This is a genomic window from Jiella flava (assembly GCF_017349315.1).
Classification (GTDB): domain Bacteria; phylum Pseudomonadota; class Alphaproteobacteria; order Rhizobiales; family Rhizobiaceae; genus Jiella; species Jiella flava.
In genome coordinates this window covers 361,184-387,341 of record NZ_JAFMPP010000001.1, presented here as the reverse complement: position 1 = coordinate 387,341, position 26,158 = coordinate 361,184, and the positions used below count along the sequence as shown (strand labels likewise).

Here is a 26,158-nt window from a genome sequence, read left to right as displayed (position 1 = left end):
CGTCAGGCGAGGTACTGACCGCCGTTTGCCGTCAGGGTCGCGCCGGTGATGAAGCCGGCATCGTCGGAGGTGAGGAAGACGACGCAGCGGGCGATCTCGTCCGGCTCTCCGAGGCGGCCGACCGGTATGTTCGACAGGATCTGCTTTTCCATGACGTCCTGGGGGATCGTCGCCATCATGTCGGTGTTGATATAGCCGGGGCAGACGGCGTTGACGGTGATGTTCTTGCGGGCGCCCTCCTGGGCCAAAGCCTTGGTGAAGCCGATGTCGCCTGCCTTGGCGGCGGAATAGTTGGCCTGCCCCATCTGCCCCTTCTGGCCATTGATCGAGGAGATGTTGACGATCCGCCCGAAGCTGCGGGCGCGCATGCCCTCCCAGACCGGCCGGGTCATGTTGAACAGGCCGTTGAGATTGGTATTGATCACCGCCTGCCAGTGCTCGGGCGTCATCTTGTGGAACATCGCGTCGCGGGTGATGCCGGCATTGTTGACCAGGATGTCGACCGGCCCGAGATCGGCGTCGACCTTGGCGATGCCCTCGACGCAGGCGTCGTAGGAGGCGACGTCCCATTTATAGACCGCAATGCCGGTCTCTTCCTGAAATGCGTTGGCCCGCTCGTCATTGCCGGCATAGGTCGCGGCGACGTTGTGTCCGGCGGCTTTGAGCGCCTTCGCGATGGCGGCGCCGATTCCGCGCGATCCACCCGTTACGATTGCAGTTCGAGCCATAATTCCTCCCGTTCTGGTTTCGTCGCGCCTTAACATGCCCATACGACGCTTGTGTGTTCTCAAAGACTAGGGAGATGCGGGCGCAAAGGCTAGTGGTCCGATTCCGACATTTGGTTCCGTGGTGTGGAGACTGCTCAGCCAATGTCGGGATCGCAATGACCACGAGCCAAAATTATGATCCTCGTGGATTTTTCGAATTTGACATTTCATTCAACAGGCGACCCCAACTGGGATTCACCTGTCAAATTCAATCCACATCTAACCCTTTGAATCGACGCATCGTGCCTTGCCGAAAATCGACTCCGATTTTCGGGCCGATGTTGTAGAGCCGACCATGGCGTGCGACGAGACGATGCCGGCGAAATGCGATGCCACTGGCATCGAAGGCTTTCAGGGGAGGGCCTCGCCGTCGCCGACGCGACCCCCAGCGATCTCGCGCGGCACGGTGACTTTTCGGAAGATTGATCCCTCGCTCCGGTGATGAGCGAGGGACATGCCTCCTGTAACGGCCTCAGACCGGGCTGGATCAGAGCCGTTCAAAACACATGGCGACACCCATGCCGCCGCCGATGCACAGGGTGGCAAGGCCCTTCTTGGCGCTGCGGCGCTGCATTTCGAAAAGCAGCGTGTTGAGGATGCGGTTGCCGGAGGCGCCGATCGGATGGCCGATGGCGATGGCGCCGCCATTGACGTTGACGATGTCGGGATTCCAGCCGAGATCCTTGTTCACCGCACAGGCTTGGGCCGCAAAGGCCTCATTGGCCTCGACGAGATCGAGGTCGTCGACCGACCAGCCGGCCTTTTCCAGCGCCTTCTTCGACGCCGGGATCGGGCCGGTGCCCATGATCGCCGGATCGACGCCGGCGGTCGCCCAGGAGACGATCCGCACCATCGGCGTCAGTCCGCGCTTTTCGGCCTCTGCCTCGCTCATCAGGACGGTGACGGCGGCGCCGTCATTGATGCCCGATGCGTTGGCGGCGGTGACCGAGCCTTCCTTGTCGAAGGCCGGGCGGAGCTTGGCGACGCTCTCAAGGGTCACGCCGTGCTTGATATACTCGTCGGTGTCGACGACGGTATCGCCCTTGCGGCCCTTGACGGTGAAGGGGACGATCTCGTCTTTGAATTTGCCGGCCTTTTGCGCCGCCTCGGCCTTGTTCTGGCTGTTCACCGCGAATTCATCCTGGATCTCGCGGGTGAGCTGCCATTGGCGCGCGACGTTCTCGGCGGTGTTGCCCATGTGATAGCCATTGAAGGCGTCGATCAAGCCGTCCTTCAGCATGGTGTCGACCATCTTCAGATCGCCCATCTTCTGGCCGGCTCTGAGATAGGCGGCGTGGGGCGCCATCGACATCGACTCCTGGCCACCGGCGACGATGACCTTCGCGTCGCCGAGCGCGATCTGCTGCATGCCGATGGCGACGGTGCGAAGGCCCGAGCCGCAGAGCTGGTTCAGCGCCCAGGCGGTGGTCTCCTTCGGGCAGCCCGCGCCCATCGCCGCCTGACGGGCCGGGTTCTGGCCCTCGCCGGCGGTGAGGATCTGGCCCATGATCACCTCGTCGACCTCGCCCGGGTCGACTTTGGCGCGCGACAGCGCTTCCTTGATCGCCGCTGCGCCGAGCTCATGGGCGGGCACCTGTGCAAACGATCCGTTGAACGAACCGACCGGCGTTCGCGCCGCGCCCACAATCACCACGGATTGCGTGTTGCTCATTGTCATTCCCTCCGCATTTTGCGTGTTTGATTTCCAGATAGGGTTGTTGGGCGCCCACGAAAGGGGCTCCGTCGCGTCTCGGCTCGATGCTCCGCGGCACGGCAAGGGTGGCTGGAAAAGTCCGCTCGCGCCGATTCGCGGTTTGAACGGGCCGCGCGGTCGCAGCGGCGAGGCCAGGGCCCTCGCGTCATGGCACAAGACGTCCGGCGCTTCGTGGCACTGTCATCCGGTCCTTGCTCTTCGTCCTTCGACCTTTCGATCTCTCGCATATGCGAAATGACCTGGGAAGACCGTCGAACGATTTGGAATATGTCGCGAGTTGTGCCTATCATTTATGCGGCGCACATGAGCGAACGCACAAAAGGGCGGCGCTCTCCATCGGTCGGCGGGTTCAAGGAGTCATCTATGGCCAGAAACGAGGATGTGACGGTCATCAAGAAATATGCCAACAGACGACTCTACAACACCGGCACAAGCACCTACGTCACCCTCGAAAATCTGGCCGCGATGGTCAAGAATAACGAGGAATTCGTCGTCCAGGACGCCAAGACTGGTGAGGATATCACCCATTCGGTGCTGACCCAGATCATCTTCGAGCAGGAAAACAAGGGCGGCCAGAATCTGATGCCGATCGCCTTTCTGCGGCAGTTGATCCGGTTTTACGGCGATCAGATGCAGATGGTGATCCCCGGTTATCTGGAGCAGTCGATGTCGGCGCTCGCCAAGGAGCAGGACGCCTTTCGCGAGCAGATGGCGGGCGCCATGGCGCAGGCGCCGATCAAGCTGATGGAAGCGCAGGTTCGCCGCAACACCGAAATGTTTCGGCAGGCGATGACGGTCTTCAATCCGTTCGTTGCGGGGGCGATGAGCGATTACGACGGCGAGACGTCGTCGCGCGGTGATGACACGTCCCTCTCCAAAATGCATCGCGACGACGATCTGAAGGCGATGCGCGAGCAACTGCAGCGTATGCAGGAACGTCTCGAAGCGCTCGACACCAAGAAAGACGGCTGACGCTGCGACAGTGAGGCTTACAATCGCGGCCGCATCATTTGCAGCGAAAGTGGCATGAGCCCGACGGTGGCGGCGGCCGTTTAGGGACGGCCGGTGTCAGCGATCTGATCGAGGTCGGTGAGATGGAAAATCTTCCGAAAGGGAAGTGTGGGGGTAGGGGGCCGCGCTCACTGTCGCACTCCGATTGCAGGCTTATATGATGACGTTGATGTTCACGAAATAACAGCGAAGACGGGTTCGGCGGAGGGGTATTGACTGCGCGATCAGCTAAGGAAGAAATAACCTTTGGTTGTTTTAGTATTAAAATCCCAATGTGATTGAGAATTATTTGGAATTTTTGCTAGATCGCCTGTAATCTGATTTCAATACAGAATTGTAATAAAGAGTTATTATATTCCGTTAAGTCAAGCGCAACGAAATTTCTGTAGAACTCATGGCAGAGTTCGCGCAACCGCTGCCGTGATGCTCAGAATTCAATCTTAAGTGCTGGATGTCTTTTTATGCTGCCGAAATCACTCAAAATCTCCGCCAAACTCTGGTTGGCATTCGCTAGCGTCATCTTGATAACTGCACTCGTCAGTGCGGTTTCGATGTACAGCACGAAACAGGCCCGCACCGCGACGGCGTGGAACGAGCATACCTATCGGGTGCTTTCCGAGATCGACGAGATCCGAAAAGGTCTGATCGATGAAGAGGCGGCGATCTTATCTTATGCTATGTCAGATGACGCCAGCTTCTTGCCGCGTGCCGACACGGGCAAGTCCAACGCGTCGAAAGCAATTGCAAAATTTGCGGAGATGACGTCCGATAATGTGGTTCAGCAGGCGCGTGTCAGTCAGTTGAACGGCTTGGTGTCGCAGTGGCGTGCAAAGGTCGTCGACGCGACGAAAAGAATTGTAGCGACTGAAGGCGAGGAAAAGGCCCATCATTACCTCGGCAGCCGTCCGGGTAAAGTCGAGATCGATAAGATCAATGCTCTTCTCGATAGCATGGAACGCGAAGAGGCCTCTCTTCTCGGCGTGCGGTCCGAGACGCAGCGTTCGGCCGTGGCGCTATCGAATACGACCATCATCGTAGGCGGCATTATCTCCGCCTCTGTGGCTGCTCTGATGGCGTTCTTTTTGGCGAAGACGATCGCCACTCCGGTGCGGAGCATGACTGATGCGATGCGGCGTCTTGCCTCTGGCGACAAGACCGTCGAGATCCCGGCCCGCGACCGCAGCGACGAGATCGGCGAAATGGCCGGTGCCGTTCAGGTTTTCAAGGAGGCGGCGATCGAGCAGGAGCGCCTGGAAACCGAAGCCGAAGAGGCGCGGGCCACTCAGCTTGCCGCCAAGCAACGCCAGGCCGATCTGGAAAACGCCAAGGCCGAAGATCTGCGCGAATTCATGGGCCTCGTCGATCACAGCTTCGATCAGCTCTCGGCTGGTGACCTCACGGTGCGCATGACCGGCAAGATCGCACCGGAATTCGAGCCGATCCGGGCAAAGTTCAATTCCTCGGTCGAGGAACTGGAACAGGCGATCGGCCAGGTCGTCGGTGCCGTCGGCACCATCCGGACCGGCCTCAACGAAATCACCGTCGCGTCGAACGATCTGGCCCAGCGCACCGAACAGCAGGCGGCCTCGCTCGAAGAGACGGTGGCGGCGCTTGGCGAAGTGTCGAGCGCCGTCAACCAGACCGCGGAGGGCGCCAGCGAAGCCCGCAAGACCGCAGAAAAGGCGCGGGGCAAGGCGACGAAGGGCGGCGAGATCGTCTCCCAGGCAGTGACGGCGATGAACGAAATCGAGGTTTCGTCGCAGCAGATCAGCCAGATCATCTCGGTGATCGACGAGATTGCCTTCCAGACCAACCTTCTGGCCTTGAATGCCGGCGTCGAGGCGGCGCGGGCCGGGGAGGCCGGCAAGGGCTTTGCCGTCGTCGCTCAGGAAGTGCGGGGTCTTGCCCAGCGTTCGGCGGAAGCCGCCAAGGAAATCAAGAGCCTGATCACCGCGTCTTCGGAGCAGGTCGGGCGCGGCGTCGAGCTGGTCACCGCCTCGGGCAAATCGCTGGAGGAGATCGTGACCGAGGTCGCGGGCATGGCCGAAGTGGTCGCCGCGATCGCCGATTCGGCCCGCGAGCAGGCGACGAGCCTGAAGGAAGTTTCCGGCGCGGCCGATCAGATGGACAAGGTGACGCAGCAGAACGCCGCGATGGTCGAGCAGTCGACGGCTGCGGCCCAGACGCTGTCGAAGGAGACCGACGGTCTCGCCGAGACGGTGTCGCGGTTCAAGACGCTCACTGGCAGCATCGGGCGCGGCGCGCCGTCCCGAGCGGGAGCCGCACGGCCGGTGTCCGCCGCCAAGCCGGTGCCGCAGATGCGCGCGACGGGGCGTGGCGGTGCTGCCAAGGCTCCGGCGGCGAGTGAAGAAAGCTGGGAGGAGTTTTGATCCCGGCATGAGCGCAGAACCCGGCTGGGTGAAACGCGCGTGAGCCTCACCTCATTAGAGCGGAATGCGATGAACCGGAATCGCCATTTCGCTCTAAGCCATTGTTTTGCCGCATGATGTGACCCGAAAAGTCATGCAAACTTTTCGGCATCATGCTCGAGCTGCAGACGCGATGCGGGGGTGGCCGATGCCGCCCCCGCTTTTTTAGGTCACGGGCGGTGCTGCTCGACAGGTGGCCCGCGATCCGGGATGATGGGCAAAGGCGCTGGATCGGTTGCCCCCTGCGGCCGTACCGAAGCGCGGCACGCCGGCGCCATCAGGTTAAACTTCGGTCAGGTCTGAAAATCATCTTGCTGTCCGGCCGTCGCCATCCATTTGCTGCAGAAGCGAACAGCCAGGAGCGATGTCATGACACTTGCCGAAAACGTCGCGGTCATTACCGGGGCCAGCTCGGGAATCGGCCGAACCATTGCCAACACCTTCGCCCGCGAGGGCGGAAAGGTCGCGATCTGCGATATCAACATGGAGGGCGCTGAAAAAGCCGCGGCCGAAATCCGCGCAGCGGGCGGCGATGCTCTTGCCATCGAAATGGACGTCACCGACGAAGCGGCCGTCAACCGCGGCGTGGATCGGGTCGCCGAGCGTTATGGCCGCATCGACACCATGGTCTCGAATGCCGGCATCCAGATTGTCCATCCGATCGAAGAATTTCCCTATGAGCAATTTCGCAAGCTGGTGACCATTCATCTCGACGGATCCTTTCTCCTCACCAAGGCGTGTGTGAAGCACATGTATCCCCGCAAGTCCGGCTCGCTGATCTACATGGGGTCGGTTCACAGTCACGAACCATCGGCGCTGAAGACCGCCTATGTCGCGGCCAAGCACGGCATTCTGGGGCTGGCCCGGGTCATGGCCAAAGAGGGTGCCAAGCACGGCGTGCGCTCGAACACAATTTGTCCAGGCTTCGTGAAAACGCCGCTGGTCGAAAAGCAGATCCCGGAACAGGCCGCCAATCTCGGGATCTCGGAAGAGGAGGTGGTCAACAAGGTGATGCTCGGCGACACGGTCGATCAGACCTTTACGACCATGGAGGACGTGGCCGACGTCGCCTTGTTCCTGGCGAGCTTCAAGTCGAATGCGCTGACCGGCCAGTCGATCGTGCCGAGCCACGGCTGGTACATGGCCTGATCGGCAACAGGCTGGTTGATTGTCATGCGAGGCCGGTTCGCGAGGCGTGCGGCGACTTTGCATTGGTGCTGAGCGCCCGCCAATGCGCTTTTCGAACGCCGAATCGGTTCGATTCGAGTCGATTTTCATCGGATTACGCTGTTGTGGAATCGAACTACCGTAGAGTGAAATAGCCATCTCCTGCTTGCCTGTTGTTTGTAAATCAAATCACCGATAAAAATGCACGGAAAGCAATTTATATGTAAAACTGAAATTCAATTTCAGATATTATGGCATTTTTTGCGTTAGTGTTATTAAATTTGTCAAAGAAGCCGTTTTAGAAGCGACTTGGATGACCTGCCATTCCGCTACATTGTGTCGCGGAAGCCGTGCACGGCAATGCTGAGTTGCATAATGATACTGATTCCCGCAAAAATTTCAGCCAAGATGATCTTGCTGGTCGCCAGTCTTACAGTGATCGATCTGGGCATTGTCGCTTATGCCGCGGTGCGCTTGGATAAGATCCATCATAAATACACCGAGCTTATGCAGAACCGCGAGGCGGGCATCGACGAGGTGATCAATGGAAACCACCACATCACGCAGATGACGTCCGGTGCATTTCAGGCGTTGGCCTATGATGGTGCGAGCCAGGAAGCCAAAGACGCGGTAGCGCTCACGCGCAAGTCGATCTGGGAAACGGAAATGTCGCTGCAGCGTGCCGGTGAAAAACTGCACTGGGAGCAAGAAACTCTGGAGAAGCTAAAAGCACTGTCCATGGCGGCGTCAGTTTCCGCCGAACAGGCCGTCGCCCATAGTCTGCGAAACGACAATGATCGCGCGCGTGATACTCTGCGGAAAATGAACGAGTTTGGCCGCAAGTTCAGTGATACTGCGCATGCCCTGACCGAGCGCATGCGTACCGAGAGTGCCGCCGAGCTGGATGCATTGTCGTCTGATGGCACGCGGACTGGGGTGATCCTGCTGGCGAGCGCCGCGGTCGCCGTGGCCGCGGGCGTCGCGGGTTGCCTCGGATTCGGCCACAGTGGCTGGATCGATTTTTGATCCAGCGTGACGGCGCGGGTCTGTCGGGATTTTGCCGCTGTGCTCGAAGCAACAAGGCCCCGCCGAGTGCTCGGCGGGGCCTTGTCATATTGCCTTTTGACAGGCCGATGCTCAGCGGCCGTCGCGTTTGGCGAGCGTGCGCAGGCGCAAAGCGTTGAGCTTGATGAAGCCGGCGGCGTCCTTCTGATCGTAGGCGCCGTGATCATCCTCGAAGGTGACGAGCGCGTCGGAATAGAGCGACTTCGGTGAGGAGCGGCCTTCGACGATGACGTTGCCCTTGTAGAGCTTCAGCCGGACTTCGCCTTCGACGTGGTCCTGGCTCCTGTCGATCAGGGCCTGCAGCATCTCGCGCTCGGGCGAGAACCAGAAGCCATTATAGATCAGCTCGGCATATTGCGGCATGAGCTGGTCCTTCAGATGCATCGCGCCGCGATCGAGGGTGATCGATTCGATCGCCCGGTGGGCGGCGAGAAGAATCGTGCCGCCGGGCGTCTCATAGATGCCGCGCGACTTCATGCCGACGAAGCGGTTCTCGACGAGATCCAGCCGGCCGATGCCGTTGTCGCGGCCAAGATCGTTGAGCGCGGCGAGCAGCTCATGCGGCTTCATCGCCTGGCCGTCGATCGACACCGGATCGCCCTTGGCAAATCCGATGGTGACGATCGTCGGCTGATCGGGCGCGTCTTCCGGCGAGACGGTGCGCATGAAGACATAGGGTGGCGGCGTCTCGGCGGGATCTTCGAGCACCTTGCCCTCCGACGAGGAGTGCAGAAGGTTGGCGTCGACGGAGAACGGGGCCTCGCCGCGCTTGTCCTTGGTGACGAGGATCTGGTTCTTTTCGGCAAAGTCGATGAGATCGGTGCGCGACTTGAAGTCCCACTCGCGCCAGGGGGCGATCACCTTGATGTCCGGATCGAGCGCATAGGCCGACAGCTCGAAGCGGACCTGATCGTTGCCCTTGCCGGTGGCGCCATGGGCGATGGCGTCGGCGCCGGTCTCGTGGGCAATCTCGACGAGGCGCTTGGAAATCAGCGGCCGGGCGATCGAGGTGCCGAGGAGATAGGTGCCCTCATAGACAGCGTTGGCCCGGAACATCGGGAAGACGAAGTCGCGGCAGAATTCTTCGCGCACGTCCTCGATGTAGATCTCCTTGATGCCCATACGCTCGGCCTTTTCGCGCGCCGGCGTGAGTTCTTCGCCCTGGCCGAGATCGGCGGTGAAGGTGACGACCTCCGCGCCGAGTTCGCTCTGCAGCCATTTCAGGATGATCGAGGTGTCGAGACCGCCTGAATAGGCGAGGACGACCTTCTTGACGTCGCGTGTTTTGGCCATCGGAGTCTTTCATCAAAAACCAGTATTGACAGCGCATCTACACGTTGGCTCGGCGAAAGCAACCCACAGCGACTGGCCGCGCGGCCTTCCGGCTGGCTGGATGCCATTGGTCGCCGAGTGGACCGGCGTGTGGGCTGTCGACGTCCTTGATATTCGAAATCCTCAAACCGGCTAAAAAGCTATTTTTGTTGATACATTGCATTTTATATAAATTCATTAACTTGTCATTTGAATAATTGTATTTGATAACTAAAATCAAATTGCATGAAAATATATCATAGCAAAGACAAAATAATACAAAAAATCGCACAAAAACTTTTGATTGTTTCTTGAAATACAGAAAAATATCAAATGTATAGCGGATTATAGAAGAGAAATTTCTCGCAATTAAAGTTCGCTAAAAGGCGATCTTGCCGTGTATTGATATATTTTTGAATTAATGCAACGGCAATATGAGAATTTTATCTCCGAAAATCCGTATCGATTGGTCCATCAATCCGAATTCGGCTAAAAGACAGCGAAATGGTGTCGGAAAATCGGATTTTAATCTAAAAAAGAAAGGAAACGGCGATGAAACTGAAATCGACTCTTCTTCAGAGCGCGGTGGTGCTGATTGCGGCCGCTGCGACCTTGACCGTTAGCTACGCTGGGGTAATCCCCCACGACCAGGTCAAGCCGTTCGCCCAGCGCGGTGCCGCATGGGAATTGAAGTTCAAACCCTATCTCGATGTCGTTAACGGCTGCGTGCCGTTTCCGGCTGTCGATGCCGCCGGCAACACCAGCGGTGGTCTGAAGCCGACGGGCGCCTCGTCCAGCAACTGCGCCCACAGCGTCGGCCAAGTCTATGCCCGCGGCGGCTGGTATCATAGTCACTTCGGAATCGTGTACAGCTGGTACTTCCCCAAGGATGAGCCGTCGCAAGGCATCGGCCACCGGCACGATTGGGAGGAGATCGTCGTGTGGATCGACAATCCGAAGGTGGCGAATCCGCGCATCTTCGGCGTCGCTCATTCGCAGCATGGCGGCTACGGGAAAGAGTCCTATGCAGCGCTTGTCCAATACGGCTTTCTCGCGGGCACCCACCCGAAGATCGCCTATAAGTCGATTTGGCCGACGGATCACCGTCTTGACTCGACTTCGAAGCAGGGCGGGCAGCAGCCGCTGATCGATTGGGGCGCGCTCACCCCGGCCGCTCGCAATGCGTTGAACACGACCAATTTCGGTGCGGCGTCCCCGAAATTCACGGATCGCACCTTCGGCTCGACGCTTGCCAAGACTTTCATGTAATGAAAGTCCGATGAGCCGCGGTTTCGCCGTCTGCGAGAACGGACGGGACGGGAAGCGGCGTTAAAAACGGGTATTGGCCGGTGTTAACACCGGCCAATACCCGCACTCTCTGCGTCATGGTCTCCCGAAAGAATAGACGCGCTGGTGATCGGCCGGGCTCGCCGACGCGATCGCTTCTCGCCTCTTAAGGGTCACCGATCTCTTCAGTGCGCCATACGTTCGGCAGGAAGCACACAGGACGCGCGATTTGATTGATCCTCCGCATCGTGCTTTGCCGAAAATCGATCCCGAATTTCACGCCGATGCTGTAGGACGCTTGTGAAATGTCGTAAGTCGAGGTCTGCCGCGCCAACGATCGAGCTGCCCATGACCTTTATCCCCGATGTCTCCACGCTGATCGCATTCTCGCTCGCCTGCCTGGTCCTGACGATCACGCCGGGCCCGGACATGACGCTGTTTCTCGGCCGGACACTCGCCGGTGGGCGCGCTGCAGGTATTGCCGCCTACGCCGGTGCGTCGACCGGCTCGCTCATCCACACAAGCCTCGCGGCCGTCGGCCTTTCGGCGCTGATCGCGGCGTCGCCGCAAGCGTTTCTGGGGCTCAAGATCTGCGGTGCCGGCTATCTGATCTATCTCGCTTTGCAGGCGATCCGCTCAGGCTCGACGTTTAAGCTCGACGGCCAGGCGGAAAAGCGGCCGCCGTCGCTCAAGGCCAGTTGGCTGACGGGCATTGGTATCAATCTCTCCAATCCGAAGATCATCTTGTTTTTCGTCACGTTCCTGCCGCAGTTCGTCGCGGCGGGCGATCCGCACGCGACAGGCAAGCTGTTCTTCCTCGGCGTCTATTTCATTGTTTTCTCCGCGCCGTTCTGCATTGCCATGATCGTCGCAGCCGACAGGCTCGCCGCAGCGCTGAGACAACGTCCGAAGATCACTCGATCCATCGACTGGGTGTTCGCCAGCGTGTTTTCGGCCTTCGCGGTGAAGATCCTGATGACGCAGGGGCGGTGACGGATCGGCAGCCCCAGAGGGCGGCGTCACGCATAGGCGTAGGGACCGCCGCGTCTCAGCGCCTGACGATAGGCCGGGCGCTCGTGAATGCGCACGAGAAAATCCCTGAGGCGGGGATGGTTTTCGTAGCCGAAACGCTGCGCCGCCGCTTCCACCGGAAAGCTCATCATGATGTCGGCGACGCTGATGTCGGGCCCGGCAAACCAGCCGGTGGTGGCGATCGCTCGCTCCCAATGATCGATGTGCAGCGTCATTTGCGGCCGGACGAGAAGTTCGTCGACCTTTTCCATCGAGGTCTTGAGGATCGGTTTGGCGAAGAACGGGGCCCGGTCGGGGATCATCTGCAGGACCAGCGTCAAGAAGAGCGGCGGCATTGCCGAGCCCTCGGCATAGTGCAGAAAATGCCGCGCCTGCCAGTAGTTGTCGCTGCCATGCGGCGGCATCAGCCGACCGTCGCCATGCTTGGCGAGAATATACTCGACGATCGCGCCGGTCTCAGCGACAGTGCGCTCATCATCGGTAATTATCGGCGACTTGCCGAGGGTATGGACTTGCTTCAACTCGCGCGGCGCCTGGAGGTCTTTGGTGCGCTCGTAGCGCTTCACCTCATAAGGGGCGCCGAGTTCTTCGAGCAGCCAAAGAACCCGCTGCGACCTGGAATTGTTAAGGTGGTGAACGGTCAGCAAGGCGCAAAACTCCTGTAAGGAGAGGAGGAAGCCATGATGGGAGGCCGGCGCCGACGTTATGGCGAGAAGCGTCATGGCGGCGATACGGACTCACGATTTAGTGCGGTGCCGAATGCCGGGCGAGCCTTATCTTGGCAGCAAACGCGTATGTCGCGGAGATTTGGGTGGCGGTAGCAAGGGCCGGCTATGCGGCGACCCGCGGATGGACGGCGAGAAGTGGGCGCGCCGAGTTCCGCCGGCACATAGCAATGCGAATTTCGCCCAAGGTAACTTTGACGTTTACGTAAAAGTCGAGTATGACGCTGCCAAATGCGCAACCGTTGGGGCCGTTTCGGCATTAGCCCTGCACAGAAGGTCAAAGGGAGCCCTTCCATGTCGTTTCGCAAGGACAAGATCACCCGCCCGATCTTTGCATGGGCCAAGGGCGTCATGCCCGCTATTTCCAAGACCGAATCGGAAGCGATCAGCGCCGGGACCGTCTGGTGGGACGGCGAGTTGTTCTCGGGCAATCCGAACTGGGACGAATTGATCGCGACGCCGCCGGCACGGCTTTCGCCGGACGAGCAGGCGTTCATGGACGGCCCGGTCAACGAACTTTGCGCCATGATCGACGATTGGAAGATCACGTCCGAAGACCACGATCTGCCGGAAGAGGTCTGGAAGTTCCTCCGGGAGAAGAAGTTCTTCGGCATGATCATTCCGAAGGAGTATGGCGGCCTCGGGTTTTCCAACACCGCCCATTCGGAGATTGTGCGCAAGGTGTCGTCGGTCTCCGTCGTCGCCGGCGTGACGGTGATGGTGCCGAATTCCCTCGGCCCCGGCGAGCTGCTCTTGCATTTTGGCCGCAAGGAAGAGCGCGACTATTGGCTGCCGCGGCTTGCCGACGGCCGCGAGATCCCCTGCTTCGGCCTGACCTCGCCGGACGCCGGATCCGACGCGGCGGCGATGACCGATACCGGCATCGTCGAATATGGCGAGCATGAGGGTGAGCGGGTTCTCGGCCTGCGGCTGAACTTCCACAAGCGCTACATCACCCTTGGCCCGGTCGCGACCGTCATGGGGCTTGCCTTCAAGATGGTCGACCCGGAAAATCATCTTGGCCGCGGCGAGGATCTCGGTATCACCGTCGCGCTGCTGCCAACCTCGACACCGGGCGTCACCCACGGCGAACGGCACATTCCGCTGCACACCTATTTCCAGAACGGCCCGCTGTCCGGTGAGGACGTGTTCATCCCGCTCGACTGGATTCTCGGCGGCGAGGCGCAGATCGGCCAGGGCTGGACGATGCTGATGACGGCGCTGGCTGCCGGTCGCTCGATTTCGCTGCCGTCGCAGTCGGCCGCAGCGGCTGCCTATTGCGCCCGCGTGACCGGTGCCTACGCTCGCGTGCGCACCCAGTTCGGCGTGCCGATCGGCATGTTCGAGGGCATCCAGCAGCCGCTCGCCGAAATCGTCGCCAACGCCTATCAGATCGACGCCGCGCGCCGTCTGACGGTCGGTGCGCTGGATCAGGGCCACAAGCCGTCGGTGCTGTCGGCGATCATGAAGGCCCACGCCACCTACCGCATGCGGGAATGCGTCGAGCGGGCGATGGATATTCATGGCGGCAAGGGCATCATCGAGGGCCGCAAGAACTATCTGGCGCCGATGTACCAGTCGGTGCCGATCGGCATCACCGTCGAGGGCGCCAACATTCTCACCCGCAATCTGATGATCTTCGGGCAGGGGGCGATCCGCGCCCATCCCTACATGCTGAAGGAAATGCTGGCGCTGTCGGAGGAGGACCGCGAGAAGGGCCTTGCCGAATTCGACAAGCATTTCTGGGCCCATGTCGGCCATTCGCTGAAGACCGCCTGGCGCACGTTCGCCCGCGGTTGGACCGGCGGCCTCGCCGCCCCGGCGCCGAAAGATGCGGCCTTCACCGGCCACTGGCGCCAGCTGTCGCGCTATGCGGCGGCCTTTGCGCTGCTCTCCGATCTGTCGCTGTTGACCCTTGGCGGGGCGTTGAAGCGCAAGGAGATGCTGTCGGCGCGTCTCGGCGACATCCTCGCGGAGCTCTACCTGCTCGGCGCCGCGCTGAAGCGCTTCGAGGTCGAGGGCCGGCCGGAAGCCGACAAGCCGTTGATCGAATACATCATGGAAAAGGGTTATTGCCGGATCGGCGTCGCCTTCAACGGTGTGCTCAACAATCTGCCGGCGCGCTGGGCCGCAGTTCTGGTCCGCTTCCTGGCCTTTCCGCTGGGTGTGCCATACGAGGAACCGTCGGACGAACTCACCAGCGAAGTCGCCGGCATGGTGATGCGGGCCTCGTCCCAGCGTGACCGCCTGACGCCGGATCTTTATCTCGGCGAGGGCCATGATGATCACGCCGTGAAAGATCTCGAATACGCCTTCGAACTCGTCTGCGAGAACGCGCCGATCGAGAAGAAAATGCGCGAAAAGAAGCTCAAGGATCCCCTTGCCGCGCGCGATACGGGCGTTATCACCGAAGCGGAATACCAGCGTGTCGTTGAGGCGAAGGCCGCCGTCGCCAAGGTGGTGGCCGTTGATGCCTACGATCCGCATGTCGTATCGCCGCTAGCCGACCAACACGCCACCCAGCGCAAGGCCGGCACCGACGCAATGCCATCGCGCGAGGCTGCCGAGTGACAGCACAACCCGTCTATCTGGTCGATGGCGCCCGCACGCCTTTCATCAAGGCGCGCGGACGTCCCGGTCCTTTCACCCCCGTCGATCTCGCCGTGCAATGCGGCCGGCCGCTGCTCTTGCGGCAGGACTTTCCGGTCTCGGCGATCGATCTCGTCATCCTCGGCTGCGTCAACGTCATTGCCGACGAGATGAACCCGGCGCGGGTCGCCTCTCTGCGGCTCGGCCTGTCCGACGAGACGCCGGCCTTCACGGTGCAGATCAATTGCGGATCGGGCATGCAGTCGCTCGACACCGCCTTCCGCTACATCGAGCGGGGCACCCACGAGATCGTGCTGGCCGGCGGCGCGGAGGCGCTCAGCCATTCGCCGCTGGTGCTGCGGCGCGGCGCGGTGGAGTGGTTCGCGGCGCTCAACCGGGCCAAAAGCGTCGGCGAGCGGGCGAAGGTCTTCACCCGGCTGAAGGCGGGCTATCTGAAGCCGGTCATCGGCCTCGAACGCGGCCTTACCGACCCGATCACCGATCTCAATATGGGCCAGACCGCCGAGATCCTCGCCCATCTCTTCAACGTCTCGCGGCGCGACGCTGACGCCTATGCGGTGGAAAGCCATCGCCGGCTGGGCGAGGCGACCGAGAAGGGCTATCTCAAGGATGAGATGCTGCCGGCGATCGCCCGCGACGGCCGGGCCTATGACCATGACGACGGCATTCGGCCGGGCACCACGGTCAAGGATCTCGCCAGGTTGCGGCCGGTGTTCGAGCGGCCTTACGGCAAGGTCACGCCCGGCAACGCCTCGCAGATCACCGACGGCGCGTCCTGGAATATTCTCGCTTCGGAATCCGCGGTGGACAAATACAAGCTGACGCCGCTTGCCCGGATCGTCGATTCCGACTGGGGCGGCCTCGATCCCTCGATCATGGGGCTGGGCCCGGTGACCGCTGTCGCGCCGATTTTGAAGCGGCAGGACATGAGTGTCGCCGATGTCGATCTGTGGGAGCTGAACGAAGCGTTTGCCGCGCAGGTGCTCTCCTGCGTCGCCGCGCTCGACCAGCCCGATATCGCCGATGGCGTGCTCGGACTGGAGGGTCGGGGCGGCAAGATCGACCATGACAAGCTCAATGTCGATGGCGGCGCGATCGCACTCGGCCATCCGGTCGGCACCTCCGGCAATCGCATCACGCTGCATCTTGCCAATACGCTGAAGCGGCTGGGCAAAAAGCGCGGGATCGCCACCCAATGCATCGGCGGCGGCCTCGGCGGAGCGATGCTGCTCGAAGCGGCCTGAGCGGGCGCTCGGCACAGCGTCGATAAACGACGGAACGCGAACGAAGCGGACGGAAACGGACGATATGGGCAGGATGCTGAAGGCGCTTTCCGAGCGTACTCTCGAATTGGGGCCGGCGCGCTTTGCCGAGCCGAGTGGCCATTTCAAGGTCGCCACCGACGACAATGGCATCGTCTGGATGGTGCTCGACCGTAGCGACAAGAGCGTCAACACCATCGATCGGCCGATGCTGGAAGAGCTCGCGATCCATATTGCGCGCTTTGAGACCGAGAAGCCGGCGGCGGTCGTTCTGCGCTCCGGCAAGCGGGCGGGCTTTGCCGCCGGGGCCGACATCAACCAGTTCGTCGGGGCCTCGACGGCCGACATCAAGGCTGCGCTGACGCAGGGCCATGAGGTGCTCGACCGCCTGGCGGCGCTGCCCTGCCGGACCGTCGCGGTGATCCATGGCCACTGCCTCGGCGCCGGGCTGGAACTGGCGCTCGCTTGCGATCGGCGGATCGCCGTCGCCAACGCCTCGCTCGGCTTTCCCGAAGTGATGCTCGGCCTGCATCCGGGGCTCGGCGGCACCGTCCGCGCGCCGGCGGTGGCCGATCCCGTCGAGGCGATGACGATGATGCTGACCGGCCGGGCGATGCCAGCCAAGCGGGCGAAATCGGTCGGCCTCGTCGATGCCGTGGTCGAGGAACGCCATGTCGCCAGTGCCGTCGAGGCGGCTTTCTACGGGGATTTGCGCAAAAAGCCCCAGTCCTTTGCCGGCAAGGCGATGGCGTTCAAGCCGGCGCGGTCGTTCGCCGCGCGGATGATGCGCAAGAAGACGGCCGAAAAGGTCAAGGAGGAGCACTATCCCGCCCCCTTCCGGCTGATCGATCTGTGGGAGGAGAACGGCGGCGATCCCAAGGCCATGCAGAAGGCCGAGATCGACAGCTTCGCCAGGCTGATCGAGAGCGAGACCTCGAAGAATCTTGTCCGCGTCTTCTTCCTGCGCGAGAAGATGAAAAGCCTCAAGGAAGGCGCCTCGGGAGTGTCCCATCTCCACGTCATCGGTGCCGGCGCAATGGGCGGCGAAATCGCGGCCTGGGCTGCGGCGCAGGGGTTTCTCGTCACTCTCGGCGACATCAAGGTCGAGCCGATCGGCAAGGCCATCGGCAAGGCGACCAAGATGCTCGAGCGGGCGCTGAAGGATCCTCTGAAGGTGCGCGACGCGCTCGACCGGCTGATCCCCGATCCCGACGGTCTCGGCGTCGCCCATGCCGACCTCGTCATCGAGGCGGCGCCGGAAAAGATCGCGCTGAAGCATAAGATCTACGCCGAGATCGAGCCGAAGCTGAAGGACGGCGCGCTGCTCGCCACCAACACCTCGGCCCTGCCGTTGGCGGATCTCGCTTCGGGGCTGAAGGACCCGTCGCGCTTCGTCGGCCTGCATTTCTTCAATCCGGTCTCGCGCATGCAGCTCGTCGAGATCGTCCGCCACGACGCCATCGCGCCGGAGACCGAGCGCCGAGCCACGGCCTTTGCCGCCGAAATCTCGCGGCTTCCGGCGCCCGTCGCCTCGGCGCCGGGCTTCCTCGTCAACCGCGCCCTGACGCCGTATATGGCCGAGGCGCTGGTCCTCCTCGACGAAGGTCTTCCGAAGGAGCGGATCGATCAGCGGGCCGAAGAGTTCGGCATGCCGATGGGGCCGATCGAGCTGACCGACCAGGTCGGTCTCGATATCGCTCTCGACGTCGCCACGTCGCTGCGCGAGCGCCTCGGTGAAAACACCCTGCCGGCGGCGCCGGGCTGGCTGACCAAGATGGTCGAGGAAAAGCGGCTTGGCCGCAAGACCGGCCGCGGCCTTTACGATTACGGGGAGGATGGCAAGCCGAAGAAGGTCGCGACCGACGCGCTTCCCGATGATGCCAAGGACGATCAGGACCTGATCGATCGGCTGATCTTGCCGATGCTGAACGCCGTCGTCGCCTGCCTCGACGAAGGCGTCATCACCGATGAAGAGATCACCGATGGCGCGATGATCTTCGGCACCGGCTTTGCGCCCTTCCGCGGCGGGCCCGTCCACTACGCCCGCCAGCGCGGCATCGACGCGATCGTCACACGGATGCAGGAACTTGCGGCCAAGCACGGACCACGCTTTTCCCCACATCCGGGCTGGGAGCGGCTGAAGGGGTGATGCCCCAGCGATTCCAAGACGCCGACGCGCTCGCCCAAGCGATCGTCGAGCGGGTCGGGCGGACGATCGTCCTCGGCCTGCCGCTCGGGCTCGGCGAGCGTCTCACCGGAGCGGTGCTTCCGGCCGCCTTACTGCATAGTGCGGATCGGCCGGGCGGGGGCGGGCGATGAGGCCCGCCTCGCCGCCCGCTATTCATTCAGGCCGAGACGCAGAGGCAGTCCTGCTCGCCGAGACCGCTGGCGCCAAGGCGCACCCGGTCGCCGGGCTTCAGGAATCGCGGCGGATCGTAGGACAGGCCGACTCCGGCCGGCGTGCCGGTCAGGATCACGTCGCCCGGCTCAAGCCGCATGAAGCGCGAGACATAAGAGACGAGATACGGGATCTTAAAGATCATCGCGCTCGTCGAGCCGGTCTGTTGACGCTCGCCATTGACGTCGAGCCAGACTTCGATGGCATCGAGATTGGGCAGTTCGTCTGGCGTCACCAGCCAGGGCCCGAGCGGGCAGAAGGTGTCGTGGCTCTTGCCCTTGGTCCACTGCCCACCCCGCTGGAGCTGGAAATTGCGTTCGGTGATGTCATTGGCGAGGCAGTAGCCGGCGATGACCTGTTCGGCCGCCTCGACGCTCAGATATTTGCTGGTGCGGCCGATGACGACTGCCAGCTCGACGCCCCAGTCGACGCGGGCCGCCAATTTGGGAATTTCGATGGCTTCGGTCGGCCCGCAGGCGCTCGTCGCCGCCTTAAGGAACAACGTCGGCTCGGGATTGATGCGAAAGCCCGCAAGCCTGGCGCTGTCGGCATAGTTCGGGCCGATGCCGACGATTTTGCCGATCCGTTCGATCGGTTTGCACAGCCGCGTGCCCTTGGCCACCCGCGGCAGGCTGGTCGGATCGATCGCCGCCAACGCCGCCAAGCTGCCCGGCGCCAGCGCGGCGCCGTCGAGCGCCGACACATGCCTCGAAAGATCCCTGAGTGTGCCCTGCTCGTCGATGAGACCCGGTCGTTCAGCGCCGCGATCGCCAAACCGAACAAGACGCATGCATACCTCCCTTTCGTTCGCTCGCGTCAATGGCCGACGGGCCCGCAAGGTTCCTCATCGTCGTCAGCGAGTGCACAATCGAGACGGCAACTTTCGCAGGGGCATATGGAACTCAACGGTCGCTCCGTCGATGGAGCTGCCGAGGCAAGTCAAAGGAATATCTAATAATTTTCTTGGCTGGCGCGGAATTGGCGCCACCTTGGATCCGCAGGAGAGGAAACCATGCCGCAGCCACCCGTCAGAGAGATCGCCTTCACGCTCAGGACCATCGCCGGCCTCGACGCTGCGATGGCCGAGGGACTTTTTCCCGATCTTGCGCCGGACCTTGTCGATGCGGTTCTGGATGAGGCGGCAAAATTTGCCGCCGAGCGCATGGCGCCGCTCGATGCGATCGGCGATCAGGTTGGCGCAAACTTCGAAAACGGCGCGGTCACCATGCCGGAGGGCTGGCGCGAGCTTTATCGTGATTGGACGGCCGGTGGTTGGAACGCCATTGCCGGCCCAGCCGATTATGGCGGACAGGAGCTGGGGACGGCTCTGGCTGCAGCCGTTGCCGAAATGTGGAATTTCGCCTCGATGCCCTTCGCACTGGGCCCGCTGCTGACGGCGGGTGCGGTGGAGGCACTCGACAAGCATGGCTCCGAGGGGCTGAAGCGCATCTATCTGGAGAAACTTGTCTCCGGTACGTGGGCCGGGACGATGAACCTGACCGAGCCCCAGGCGGGTTCGGATCTTGCCGCGCTTCGCAGCCGCGCCGAGCGGCGCGACGACGGCAGTTACCGGATCTTCGGCCAGAAGATCTACATCACCTATGGCGAGCATGATCTGACTGAGAACATTATCCATCTGGTGCTCGCCCGCCTGCCCGACGCCCCGGCCGGGGTGAAGGGGATCTCGCTGTTTCTCGTGCCGAAATTTCTCCCCGACGAGGCCGGCGCGCCAGGTCGGCGCAACGACGTCTTCTGCCATTCGATCGAGCACAAACTCGGCATCCATGCCTCGCCCACCTGCACCATGCTGTTTGGCGAGGGCACGGTCGACGGCGCGGAGCCTGGCGCCATCGGCTGGCTGGTCGGCGAGGAAAATCGCGGTCTGGCCTGTATGTTCACCATGATGAACAATGCCCGGCTGATGGTCGGCATGGAGGGCGTGGGGCTCGCCGACGCGGCCTACGGGAAAGCGCTGGCCTATGCTGCGGAGCGCCGCCAGGGCAGGGCGACGCGGCTGGCCCCCGGCGCCGAGCCTGCCGGCGGCATGAGCCCGATCCTCGGCCATCCCGATGTCGCGCGCATGTTGCTGACCATGAAGGGCTTGACCGAGGCCTCGCGGGCGATCGCCTTCTCCTGCGCCGTTGCGATCGATCGCGCCCGGGCCTATGGCGCGAGCGATCCGGACAAGGCAAAAGCCTGGCAAGAGCGGGCCAATCTGCTCACCCCCATCGCCAAGGCGTTTTCCACCGATGCGGCCTGCGAGGTCGCCTCGCTCGGCATTCAGGTCCATGGGGGCATGGGATTTGTCGAGGAGACGGGCGCCGCGCGCCTCCTGCGAAATGCCCGCATCACGCCGATCTACGAGGGCACCAACGGCATTCAGGCGATCGATCTCGTCACCCGCAAGATCGGTCAATCGGGAGGCGAGGCGGTCTCGGCCTTCATCGGCGAACTGGAGGCGATCGTGACCGAGCTCACCGGCCGCAACGCGCCGGATTTTGGTGAGACGGCTGTCTGCCTTGCGGCCGCGACCGCCGATCTGACGGCGGCGACCGATTTCCTTCTGGAGCTTCTGCGGAGCGGCGAAACGGACACCGCGCTGGCAGGGGCGGCGCCCTATCTGAAGCTGTTCGGCCTTGCTGCCGGCGGTGCCTTGATCGCCAAGGGGGCGCTCGCCGAAGCCGATCCCGAGCGCGTTGCGCTTTGCCGCTTCGTCGCCGAAAATCTCGTGCCGGAGACGGCCGCCTTGAGGCGGACCGTTCGCTTCGGTGCTGCCAGCCTCGCCGCGGCCCACGATCTTCTCGCAGCAAAGGCGCAGTCATGACCGATCTCATTCAGACGACCGTCGCCGACGGCGTGATGATCATTCGCCTCAACCGGGCGGAGAAGAAGAACGCGCTCAATCGCGAAATGTATCACGGCATGAACAAAGCGCTTGAAAAGGCTTCGATCGACGAGGTCATTCGCGCCGTCGTCTTTGCCGGAGTGCCGGGGACCTTTTCAGCTGGCAACGACATCAAGGATTTCATGACGATCGCCGAGGGTGGCGCGCTCCCCTCCGAGACCCGGGACTTCTTGCATCAACTCGCGGCGGCCCCCAAACCGACGATCGCGGCGGTCGACGGCCTTGCGATCGGCATCGGCACGACGCTGCTGATGCATTGCGATCTTGCCTATGCCAGCCCGCGATCGCTGTTTCGCACGCCTTTTCTCGATCTTGGCCTAACGCCGGAAGCGGCCTCCAGCCTGATCGCGCCGCGTCTGATGGGCGACCAGCGAGCCTTTGCTCTCCTGGTTCTCGGCGATGCCTTCGACGCGCAAGCAGCCCGCGAAGCGGGTCTCGTCTATCAGATCACCGACCATCCGGAGGCCGAAGCGCAAGCGGCGGCGGCGAGGCTCGCCCAAAAGCCACCGGAAGCGCTGCGGATCGCCCGCGACCTGCTCAAGGGCACCCGCGAGGATATCCGCGGCCGTCTCGGTCAGGAACTCGAAATCTTCGCCGAAAGGCTCCGCTCCTCCGAAGCCCGCGCCGCCTTCGCCGCCTTCCTGCATCGCTGATCCCGCCTCGGCCCGCCCGCAACGGATGCGCACCGCGCGATCGATGTGTTGCGATGCTACTGCATGCAAGTTTTGACCGAGAAAAGCGTTTCGGTCGGCAGCCACGGGCTGGGGAAATCTCGAGAAGCCTGCGGACATCGAGCGCCGGGTGCCTATCTTCATCCGCGGGCGCCGGATGACGGAAAAGTCGGCGCGATCGAAGCTGCAATGAGTGGTACGGGGATGGGACTTTTATCCGGCCTGATGGGCCTGACCAGCGATGTCGACGTCGAAACGGTGCGCAGCGAACTGGAGCCGATTCTAGTGTCGGGCGAGGAGATCGAGCTGGCCTTCATGGTGGTGCGAGACATGCTCGTCTTCACCGATCTGCGGCTGATCATGGTCGACAAGCAGGGCATGACCGGGCGCAAGCGCAATATCACCTCGATTCCCTATCGGGCGATCAGCACCTTTTCGATCGAGACGGCGGGAACCTTCGATGTGGATTCCGAGATGACGATCTGGATCAGCGGGCAGCCGCCGCTGCACCGCGAGCTGTCGCGTCGCTCGAATATTGCCGGCATTCAAAAAGCCTTGGCCGAAGGGGTTCTGGGGCGTCGATAATGGGTAAGACCTATTTCCTCGAGACGCGGTTGTGACCGCTCGATGACAATTTCTCTTTTTAAACTTTTTGGAAACCATGGATCGAATTGTGGTCTTGTACGTTGATCGGCGATGCCGACGATCACGACTGCCATTCGATTCGCTGATCCAAAGGACGCCACCGCACTGGCGTGCGTCCATGAGGCGGCGTGGCGCGGCGCTTACGCCGGTATCATCCCCCATGGCTGCCTGAACGCGATCATCGATCGCCGGCGCCACGATTGGTGGACCCGCGCCATCCGGAACGGGGCGGGCATTCTCGTCGCCGATTTTTGTGGCGAGACTGTTGGCTACGCGACCATGGGGCCAAACCGCACGCAGGCTTTGGCGGTCAAGGGCGAGATTTACGAACTTTATCTCAAACCATCACATCAGGGCGTCGGGTTCGGCCGTCGGCTTTTTGCCGCGTCGCAAAAGCTTTTGCGCGAACGTGAAATGGAAAGCCACGCGGTTTGGGCGCTGGACGAAAACGCGATGGCAACTGGCTTTTACGAGTGGTTGGGCGGTGTGCCCATGGCCGAAGGCGAGGAGCGTTTCGGCGCAACGACGCTTCGCAAGCTCGCCTTCGCCTGGCACGGGTAGAGCATCGGCCCGAAAATCGGAATTGCTTTCCGGCCAAGCACAATGCTCAAAATCAATAAGTTCGCGTGTCCCTTGCGCGTCTTGCAAGAGGTCAGGCGCTCTCGGCCCGCGTGCCGCCAGCCGCGTTACGCGCCTTCGACCATGATCGCCCGGTGGCCGATATCGGAGCGGAAGAAGCCATGGTCCCAGCCGACCTGATCGACCATCGCATAGGCCCGCGCCGCCGCATCCTTGACGGTACTGCCGGTGGCCGTGACATTCAGCACACGGCCGCCGACCGCGACGAGCTTGTCGCCGTCGCGCCGTGTCCCGGCGTGGAAGACCCGGCCGGTGTCCGCCGGATCGGGGAGGGCGGTGATTTCGGTGCCTTTTTTGTAAGGCCCCGGATAACCTTCGGAGGCCATCACCACGGTCAGCGCCCGCTGCCGCGACCATGTGACCTCGGCGCCGGAAAGGTCGCCTTTGGCGGCGGCCAGGAAGACGGCCAGAAGGTCGCTCTGAAGGCGCATCATCAGCACCTGAGTTTCCGGGTCGCCGAAGCGGACATTGTATTCGATCAGCTTCGGGCCTGTCTCCGTCAGCATCAGGCCGGCATAGAGGACGCCGCGGAACGGCGCGCCGATGTCCGCCATGCCTTTCAGCGTCGGCGCGATGATCTCGCGCATTGTCCGATCGACCAGACTGTCGCTCATCACGAGGGCCGGCGAATAGGCGCCCATGCCGCCCGTGTTGGGTCCGCGATCGCGGTCGAAGGCGCGCTTGTGGTCCTGGGCGGTGCCGAAGACGATCGCCCGCTCGCCGTCGCACAGGCAGAAGAGGCTTGCCTCGTCGCCCTCCAGAAATTCCTCGATCACCAGTTCGGCGCCCGGCCCGCCGAAAGCGCCATCGAAGCAAGCCTCGATCGCCGCTTCGGCCTCGGCCTTCGTGGTGGCGATGGTCACGCCCTTGCCGGCGGCCAGGCCATCGGCCTTGATCACCATCGGAAAGCCGGTTTCGTCGACATAAGTTTTGGCCGCGGCGAGGTCGGAAAACCGCTTGTAGCGAGCCGTCGGGATGTCATGCCGCGCGCAGAGATCCTTGGTAAAACCCTTCGAGCCCTCAAGCCGGGCGGCGGCTTTTGAAGGGCCGAAGACTAGGATTCCGGCTTCGTTCAAGCTGTCGGCGATGCCGTCGACCAGCGGCGCTTCGGGGCCGACCACGACCAGATCGATCGCCTGCTCGCGGCAAAACGCCACCACCGCCGCATGGTCATCGGTGTCGAGGGGGACGAGCGTCGCGCATTCCGCGATCCCCGGATTGCCCGGTGCCGCGAAGAGCTCGCTCAGCAAGCTTGACTGGGCGAGCTTCCAGGCCAGCGCGTGTTCGCGGCCGCCGGAACCGATCAAAAGGACCTTCATGCGCAATCGTCCGCGTGGTGAGTTGTCGTCGAGATTTCGTTCGTCGGGGAGGCGATACGGGGCTTCATATGGGAAGGTCAAGCCAGGCAAATCGAAGGAAATCGGCGGAAAGACACGATTGATACAGTTTTTCACTTGACTGGAGCATTGATGCACTCACTGTGTGGCCATGACGAATCTGAAAACCAGTCTGGCCGAACCGACCGATCGGGTTTCCGATGCAGCCCTCTACAATTGGGTCTATCGGTTGTTGCCCAGGGCGATCTGGCCCTATGCGCAGCTCGCGCGGTGGGACCGGCCGATCGGCTGGCAACTCTTGTTGTGGCCGTGCTGGTGGTCGGCGGCGCTGGCGCCGCAGGCGGTGGCGCCGAGTGCGATCCACACGGGACTGCCGAGCCTCTGGCACCTCTTCCTGTTTCTGGTCGGCTCGATCGCCATGCGCGGCGCTGGCTGCACCTATAATGATTTGGTTGATCAGAAGATCGACGACAAGGTCGCCCGCACCCGCTCACGGCCGTTGCCGTCTGGCCGCGTCACCCGCCTCCAGGCGAAGCTCTTCCTGGTGGCCCAGGCGCTGGTCGGCTTCATCGTGCTGATCCAGTTCAATTTGTTCGCTGTGCTGCTCGGCATCGCGTCGCTGGCGACGGTGGCGATCTATCCCTTTCTCAAGCGCGTCACCGATTGGCCGCAGCTCGGTCTGGGGCTCGCCTTTTCCTGGGGCGCGCTGATGGGCTGGGCCGCCGATCGCGGCTCGCTCACCTTGGCGCCGCTGCTTTTATATGCCGGTGCGATCCTCTGGACCATCGGCTACGATACGATCTACGCCCATCAGGACAAGGAAGACGATGCGCTGGTCGGGGTGCGCTCCACCGCCCGGCTGTTCGGCAGCCGCACGCGCGAGGCCTTGTCCGTTCTTTATCTCGGCACGATCATTCTGTTCTTCGCGGCCTTTGCGGCGGCGGGGATGACCCCGGCCGGCGGGCCCTCGTGGCCGGCCTATATCGCTTTGGTGATCGGCGCGGTACAGATGATCTGGCAAATCTCCAGCCTCGACATCGACGATCCGGACCAATGTCTGGCGCTGTTCAAGTCGAACACGGTGTTCGGCTGGATCATCTTTTTCGGGTTGATCTTTTCGGGGCTCTGGTCGCTCTCGATGCCTGTCGCCGTCGGCTGAGCGGCGATCCCGCCGCCTTCAGAA

General features: G+C 62.2%; 21 protein-coding genes. 15 read left to right on the top strand and 6 right to left on the bottom strand.

Annotated features, from left to right (window positions below):
• Positions 1 to 2 precede the first annotated feature (2 nt).
• Complete coding sequence (phbB, locus tag J1C48_RS01775; RefSeq protein WP_207255928.1) at positions 3 to 728, bottom strand: acetoacetyl-CoA reductase; 726 nt, start codon at positions 726 to 728, stop codon at positions 3 to 5.
• 526 nt (positions 729 to 1,254) lie between these two features.
• Positions 1,255 to 2,439 carry an acetyl-CoA C-acetyltransferase gene (locus J1C48_RS01770; RefSeq protein WP_207255927.1) on the bottom strand — a complete coding sequence of 395 codons (1,185 nt, stop codon included), beginning with the start codon at positions 2,437 to 2,439 and terminating at the stop codon, positions 1,255 to 1,257.
• Positions 2,440 to 2,844: 405 nt separating this feature from the next.
• Here J1C48_RS01770 and phaR point away from each other — a divergent pair, with 405 nt between their 5' ends.
• From phaR to J1C48_RS01750, 4 genes are all read left to right on the top strand, one after another.
• Positions 2,845 to 3,453 carry a polyhydroxyalkanoate synthesis repressor PhaR gene (phaR, locus tag J1C48_RS01765; protein WP_207255926.1) on the top strand — a complete coding sequence of 203 codons (609 nt, stop codon included), beginning with the start codon at positions 2,845 to 2,847 and terminating at the stop codon, positions 3,451 to 3,453.
• A gap of 590 nt (positions 3,454 to 4,043) precedes the next feature.
• Positions 4,044 to 5,882, top strand: coding sequence for a methyl-accepting chemotaxis protein (locus J1C48_RS01760; protein ID WP_425523469.1), 1,839 nt, complete (start codon positions 4,044 to 4,046; stop codon positions 5,880 to 5,882).
• Positions 5,883 to 6,290: 408 nt separating this feature from the next.
• Positions 6,291 to 7,070, top strand: coding sequence for a 3-hydroxybutyrate dehydrogenase (locus J1C48_RS01755; RefSeq protein WP_207255924.1), 780 nt, complete (start codon positions 6,291 to 6,293; stop codon positions 7,068 to 7,070).
• A gap of 393 nt (positions 7,071 to 7,463) precedes the next feature.
• Positions 7,464 to 8,114, top strand: a complete 651-nt coding sequence (locus tag J1C48_RS01750; protein WP_207255923.1) for a hypothetical protein — start codon at positions 7,464 to 7,466, stop codon at positions 8,112 to 8,114.
• A 111-nt stretch (positions 8,115 to 8,225) separates the two neighbouring features.
• Here the strand turns inward: J1C48_RS01750 and J1C48_RS01745 are convergent, their stop codons facing one another.
• Complete coding sequence (locus tag J1C48_RS01745) at positions 8,226 to 9,446, bottom strand: argininosuccinate synthase (RefSeq protein ID WP_207255922.1); 1,221 nt, start codon at positions 9,444 to 9,446, stop codon at positions 8,226 to 8,228.
• 570 nt (positions 9,447 to 10,016) lie between these two features.
• On the opposite strand from J1C48_RS01745, the gene J1C48_RS01740 reads away from it, so the two are divergent.
• A complete protein-coding gene (locus tag J1C48_RS01740; protein ID WP_207255921.1) occupies positions 10,017 to 10,733 on the top strand; it encodes an NPP1 family protein in 717 nt (238 codons plus the stop codon).
• A gap of 366 nt (positions 10,734 to 11,099) precedes the next feature.
• A complete protein-coding gene (locus J1C48_RS01735) occupies positions 11,100 to 11,744 on the top strand; it encodes a LysE family translocator (RefSeq protein ID WP_207255920.1) in 645 nt (214 codons plus the stop codon).
• 26 nt (positions 11,745 to 11,770) lie between these two features.
• On the opposite strand, the gene J1C48_RS01730 is transcribed toward J1C48_RS01735, so the two are convergent.
• Positions 11,771 to 12,430 carry a glutathione S-transferase family protein gene (locus tag J1C48_RS01730; protein WP_207255919.1) on the bottom strand — a complete coding sequence of 220 codons (660 nt, stop codon included), beginning with the start codon at positions 12,428 to 12,430 and terminating at the stop codon, positions 11,771 to 11,773.
• A 372-nt stretch (positions 12,431 to 12,802) separates the two neighbouring features.
• On the opposite strand from J1C48_RS01730, the gene J1C48_RS01725 reads away from it, so the two are divergent.
• The 4 genes from J1C48_RS01725 (at position 12,803) to J1C48_RS01710 (ending at position 18,699) form a co-directional block, all read left to right on the top strand.
• Positions 12,803 to 15,079 carry an acyl-CoA dehydrogenase gene (locus J1C48_RS01725; RefSeq protein WP_207255918.1) on the top strand — a complete coding sequence of 759 codons (2,277 nt, stop codon included), beginning with the start codon at positions 12,803 to 12,805 and terminating at the stop codon, positions 15,077 to 15,079.
• On the top strand, positions 15,076 to 16,362 hold the full coding sequence (locus J1C48_RS01720; protein WP_207255917.1) for an acetyl-CoA C-acetyltransferase: 1,287 nt from the start codon (positions 15,076 to 15,078) through the stop codon (positions 16,360 to 16,362). The genes J1C48_RS01725 and J1C48_RS01720 overlap by 4 nt, the downstream gene beginning before the upstream one ends.
• Positions 16,363 to 16,426: 64 nt before the next feature.
• Positions 16,427 to 18,529, top strand: a complete 2,103-nt coding sequence (locus tag J1C48_RS01715; RefSeq protein ID WP_207255916.1) for a 3-hydroxyacyl-CoA dehydrogenase NAD-binding domain-containing protein — start codon at positions 16,427 to 16,429, stop codon at positions 18,527 to 18,529.
• Positions 18,529 to 18,699, top strand: a complete 171-nt coding sequence (locus J1C48_RS01710) for a hypothetical protein (protein WP_207255915.1) — start codon at positions 18,529 to 18,531, stop codon at positions 18,697 to 18,699. Before J1C48_RS01715 ends, J1C48_RS01710 begins: the two co-directional genes overlap by 1 nt.
• Before the next feature lie 26 nt (positions 18,700 to 18,725).
• On the opposite strand, the gene J1C48_RS01705 is transcribed toward J1C48_RS01710, so the two are convergent.
• Positions 18,726 to 19,568: a fumarylacetoacetate hydrolase family protein gene (locus J1C48_RS01705; protein ID WP_207255914.1), complete on the bottom strand. Its 843-nt coding sequence runs from the start codon at positions 19,566 to 19,568 to the stop codon at positions 18,726 to 18,728.
• 222 nt (positions 19,569 to 19,790) lie between these two features.
• On the opposite strand from J1C48_RS01705, the gene J1C48_RS01700 reads away from it, so the two are divergent.
• The 4 genes from J1C48_RS01700 to J1C48_RS01685 all read left to right on the top strand — a co-directional run bounded on the left by J1C48_RS01700 (position 19,791) and on the right by J1C48_RS01685 (position 23,560).
• Positions 19,791 to 21,602, top strand: a complete 1,812-nt coding sequence (locus tag J1C48_RS01700) for an acyl-CoA dehydrogenase family protein (protein ID WP_207255913.1) — start codon at positions 19,791 to 19,793, stop codon at positions 21,600 to 21,602.
• Complete coding sequence (locus tag J1C48_RS01695; protein ID WP_207255912.1) at positions 21,599 to 22,336, top strand: crotonase/enoyl-CoA hydratase family protein; 738 nt, start codon at positions 21,599 to 21,601, stop codon at positions 22,334 to 22,336. The genes J1C48_RS01700 and J1C48_RS01695 overlap by 4 nt, the downstream gene beginning before the upstream one ends.
• 222 nt (positions 22,337 to 22,558) lie before the next feature.
• Positions 22,559 to 22,939, top strand: coding sequence for a PH domain-containing protein (locus J1C48_RS01690; RefSeq protein ID WP_207256119.1), 381 nt, complete (start codon positions 22,559 to 22,561; stop codon positions 22,937 to 22,939).
• 111 nt (positions 22,940 to 23,050) lie between these two features.
• Positions 23,051 to 23,560 (top strand): GNAT family N-acetyltransferase, encoded by a 510-nt coding sequence (locus tag J1C48_RS01685; RefSeq protein ID WP_207255911.1) that lies wholly within the window; start codon positions 23,051 to 23,053, stop codon positions 23,558 to 23,560.
• 125 nt (positions 23,561 to 23,685) lie between these two features.
• Here the strand turns inward: J1C48_RS01685 and purD are convergent, their stop codons facing one another.
• Positions 23,686 to 24,957, bottom strand: coding sequence for a phosphoribosylamine--glycine ligase (purD, locus tag J1C48_RS01680; RefSeq protein WP_207255910.1), 1,272 nt, complete (start codon positions 24,955 to 24,957; stop codon positions 23,686 to 23,688).
• A gap of 169 nt (positions 24,958 to 25,126) precedes the next feature.
• On the opposite strand from purD, the gene ubiA reads away from it, so the two are divergent.
• Positions 25,127 to 26,134, top strand: a complete 1,008-nt coding sequence (ubiA, locus tag J1C48_RS01675; protein WP_207255909.1) for a 4-hydroxybenzoate octaprenyltransferase — start codon at positions 25,127 to 25,129, stop codon at positions 26,132 to 26,134.
• The last annotated feature ends 24 nt before the right edge of the window (positions 26,135 to 26,158 follow it).

Excerpts from the sequence above, each read along its gene's own strand:
- phbB (WP_207255928.1), bottom strand. The coding sequence starts at position 728 with ATGGCTCGAACTGCAATCGTAACGGGTGGATCGCGCGGAATCGGCGCC.
- J1C48_RS01770 (WP_207255927.1), bottom strand. The coding sequence starts at position 2,439 with ATGAGCAACACGCAATCCGTGGTGATTGTGGGCGCGGCGCGAACGCCG.
- phaR (WP_207255926.1), top strand. The coding sequence starts at position 2,845 with ATGGCCAGAAACGAGGATGTGACGGTCATCAAGAAATATGCCAACAGA.
- J1C48_RS01760 (WP_425523469.1), top strand. The coding sequence starts at position 4,044 with ATGTACAGCACGAAACAGGCCCGCACCGCGACGGCGTGGAACGAGCAT.
- J1C48_RS01755 (WP_207255924.1), top strand. The coding sequence starts at position 6,291 with ATGACACTTGCCGAAAACGTCGCGGTCATTACCGGGGCCAGCTCGGGA.
- J1C48_RS01750 (WP_207255923.1), top strand. The coding sequence starts at position 7,464 with ATGATACTGATTCCCGCAAAAATTTCAGCCAAGATGATCTTGCTGGTC.
- J1C48_RS01745 (WP_207255922.1), bottom strand. The coding sequence starts at position 9,446 with ATGGCCAAAACACGCGACGTCAAGAAGGTCGTCCTCGCCTATTCAGGC.
- J1C48_RS01740 (WP_207255921.1), top strand. The coding sequence starts at position 10,017 with ATGAAACTGAAATCGACTCTTCTTCAGAGCGCGGTGGTGCTGATTGCG.
- J1C48_RS01735 (WP_207255920.1), top strand. The coding sequence starts at position 11,100 with ATGACCTTTATCCCCGATGTCTCCACGCTGATCGCATTCTCGCTCGCC.
- J1C48_RS01725 (WP_207255918.1), top strand. The coding sequence starts at position 12,803 with ATGTCGTTTCGCAAGGACAAGATCACCCGCCCGATCTTTGCATGGGCC.
- J1C48_RS01715 (WP_207255916.1), top strand. The coding sequence starts at position 16,427 with ATGGGCAGGATGCTGAAGGCGCTTTCCGAGCGTACTCTCGAATTGGGG.
- J1C48_RS01710 (WP_207255915.1), top strand. The coding sequence starts at position 18,529 with ATGCCCCAGCGATTCCAAGACGCCGACGCGCTCGCCCAAGCGATCGTC.
- J1C48_RS01705 (WP_207255914.1), bottom strand. The coding sequence starts at position 19,568 with ATGCGTCTTGTTCGGTTTGGCGATCGCGGCGCTGAACGACCGGGTCTC.
- J1C48_RS01700 (WP_207255913.1), top strand. The coding sequence starts at position 19,791 with ATGCCGCAGCCACCCGTCAGAGAGATCGCCTTCACGCTCAGGACCATC.
- J1C48_RS01695 (WP_207255912.1), top strand. The coding sequence starts at position 21,599 with ATGACCGATCTCATTCAGACGACCGTCGCCGACGGCGTGATGATCATT.
- J1C48_RS01690 (WP_207256119.1), top strand. The coding sequence starts at position 22,559 with ATGGGACTTTTATCCGGCCTGATGGGCCTGACCAGCGATGTCGACGTC.
- J1C48_RS01685 (WP_207255911.1), top strand. The coding sequence starts at position 23,051 with ATGCCGACGATCACGACTGCCATTCGATTCGCTGATCCAAAGGACGCC.
- purD (WP_207255910.1), bottom strand. The coding sequence starts at position 24,957 with ATGAAGGTCCTTTTGATCGGTTCCGGCGGCCGCGAACACGCGCTGGCC.
- ubiA (WP_207255909.1), top strand. The coding sequence starts at position 25,127 with ATGACGAATCTGAAAACCAGTCTGGCCGAACCGACCGATCGGGTTTCC.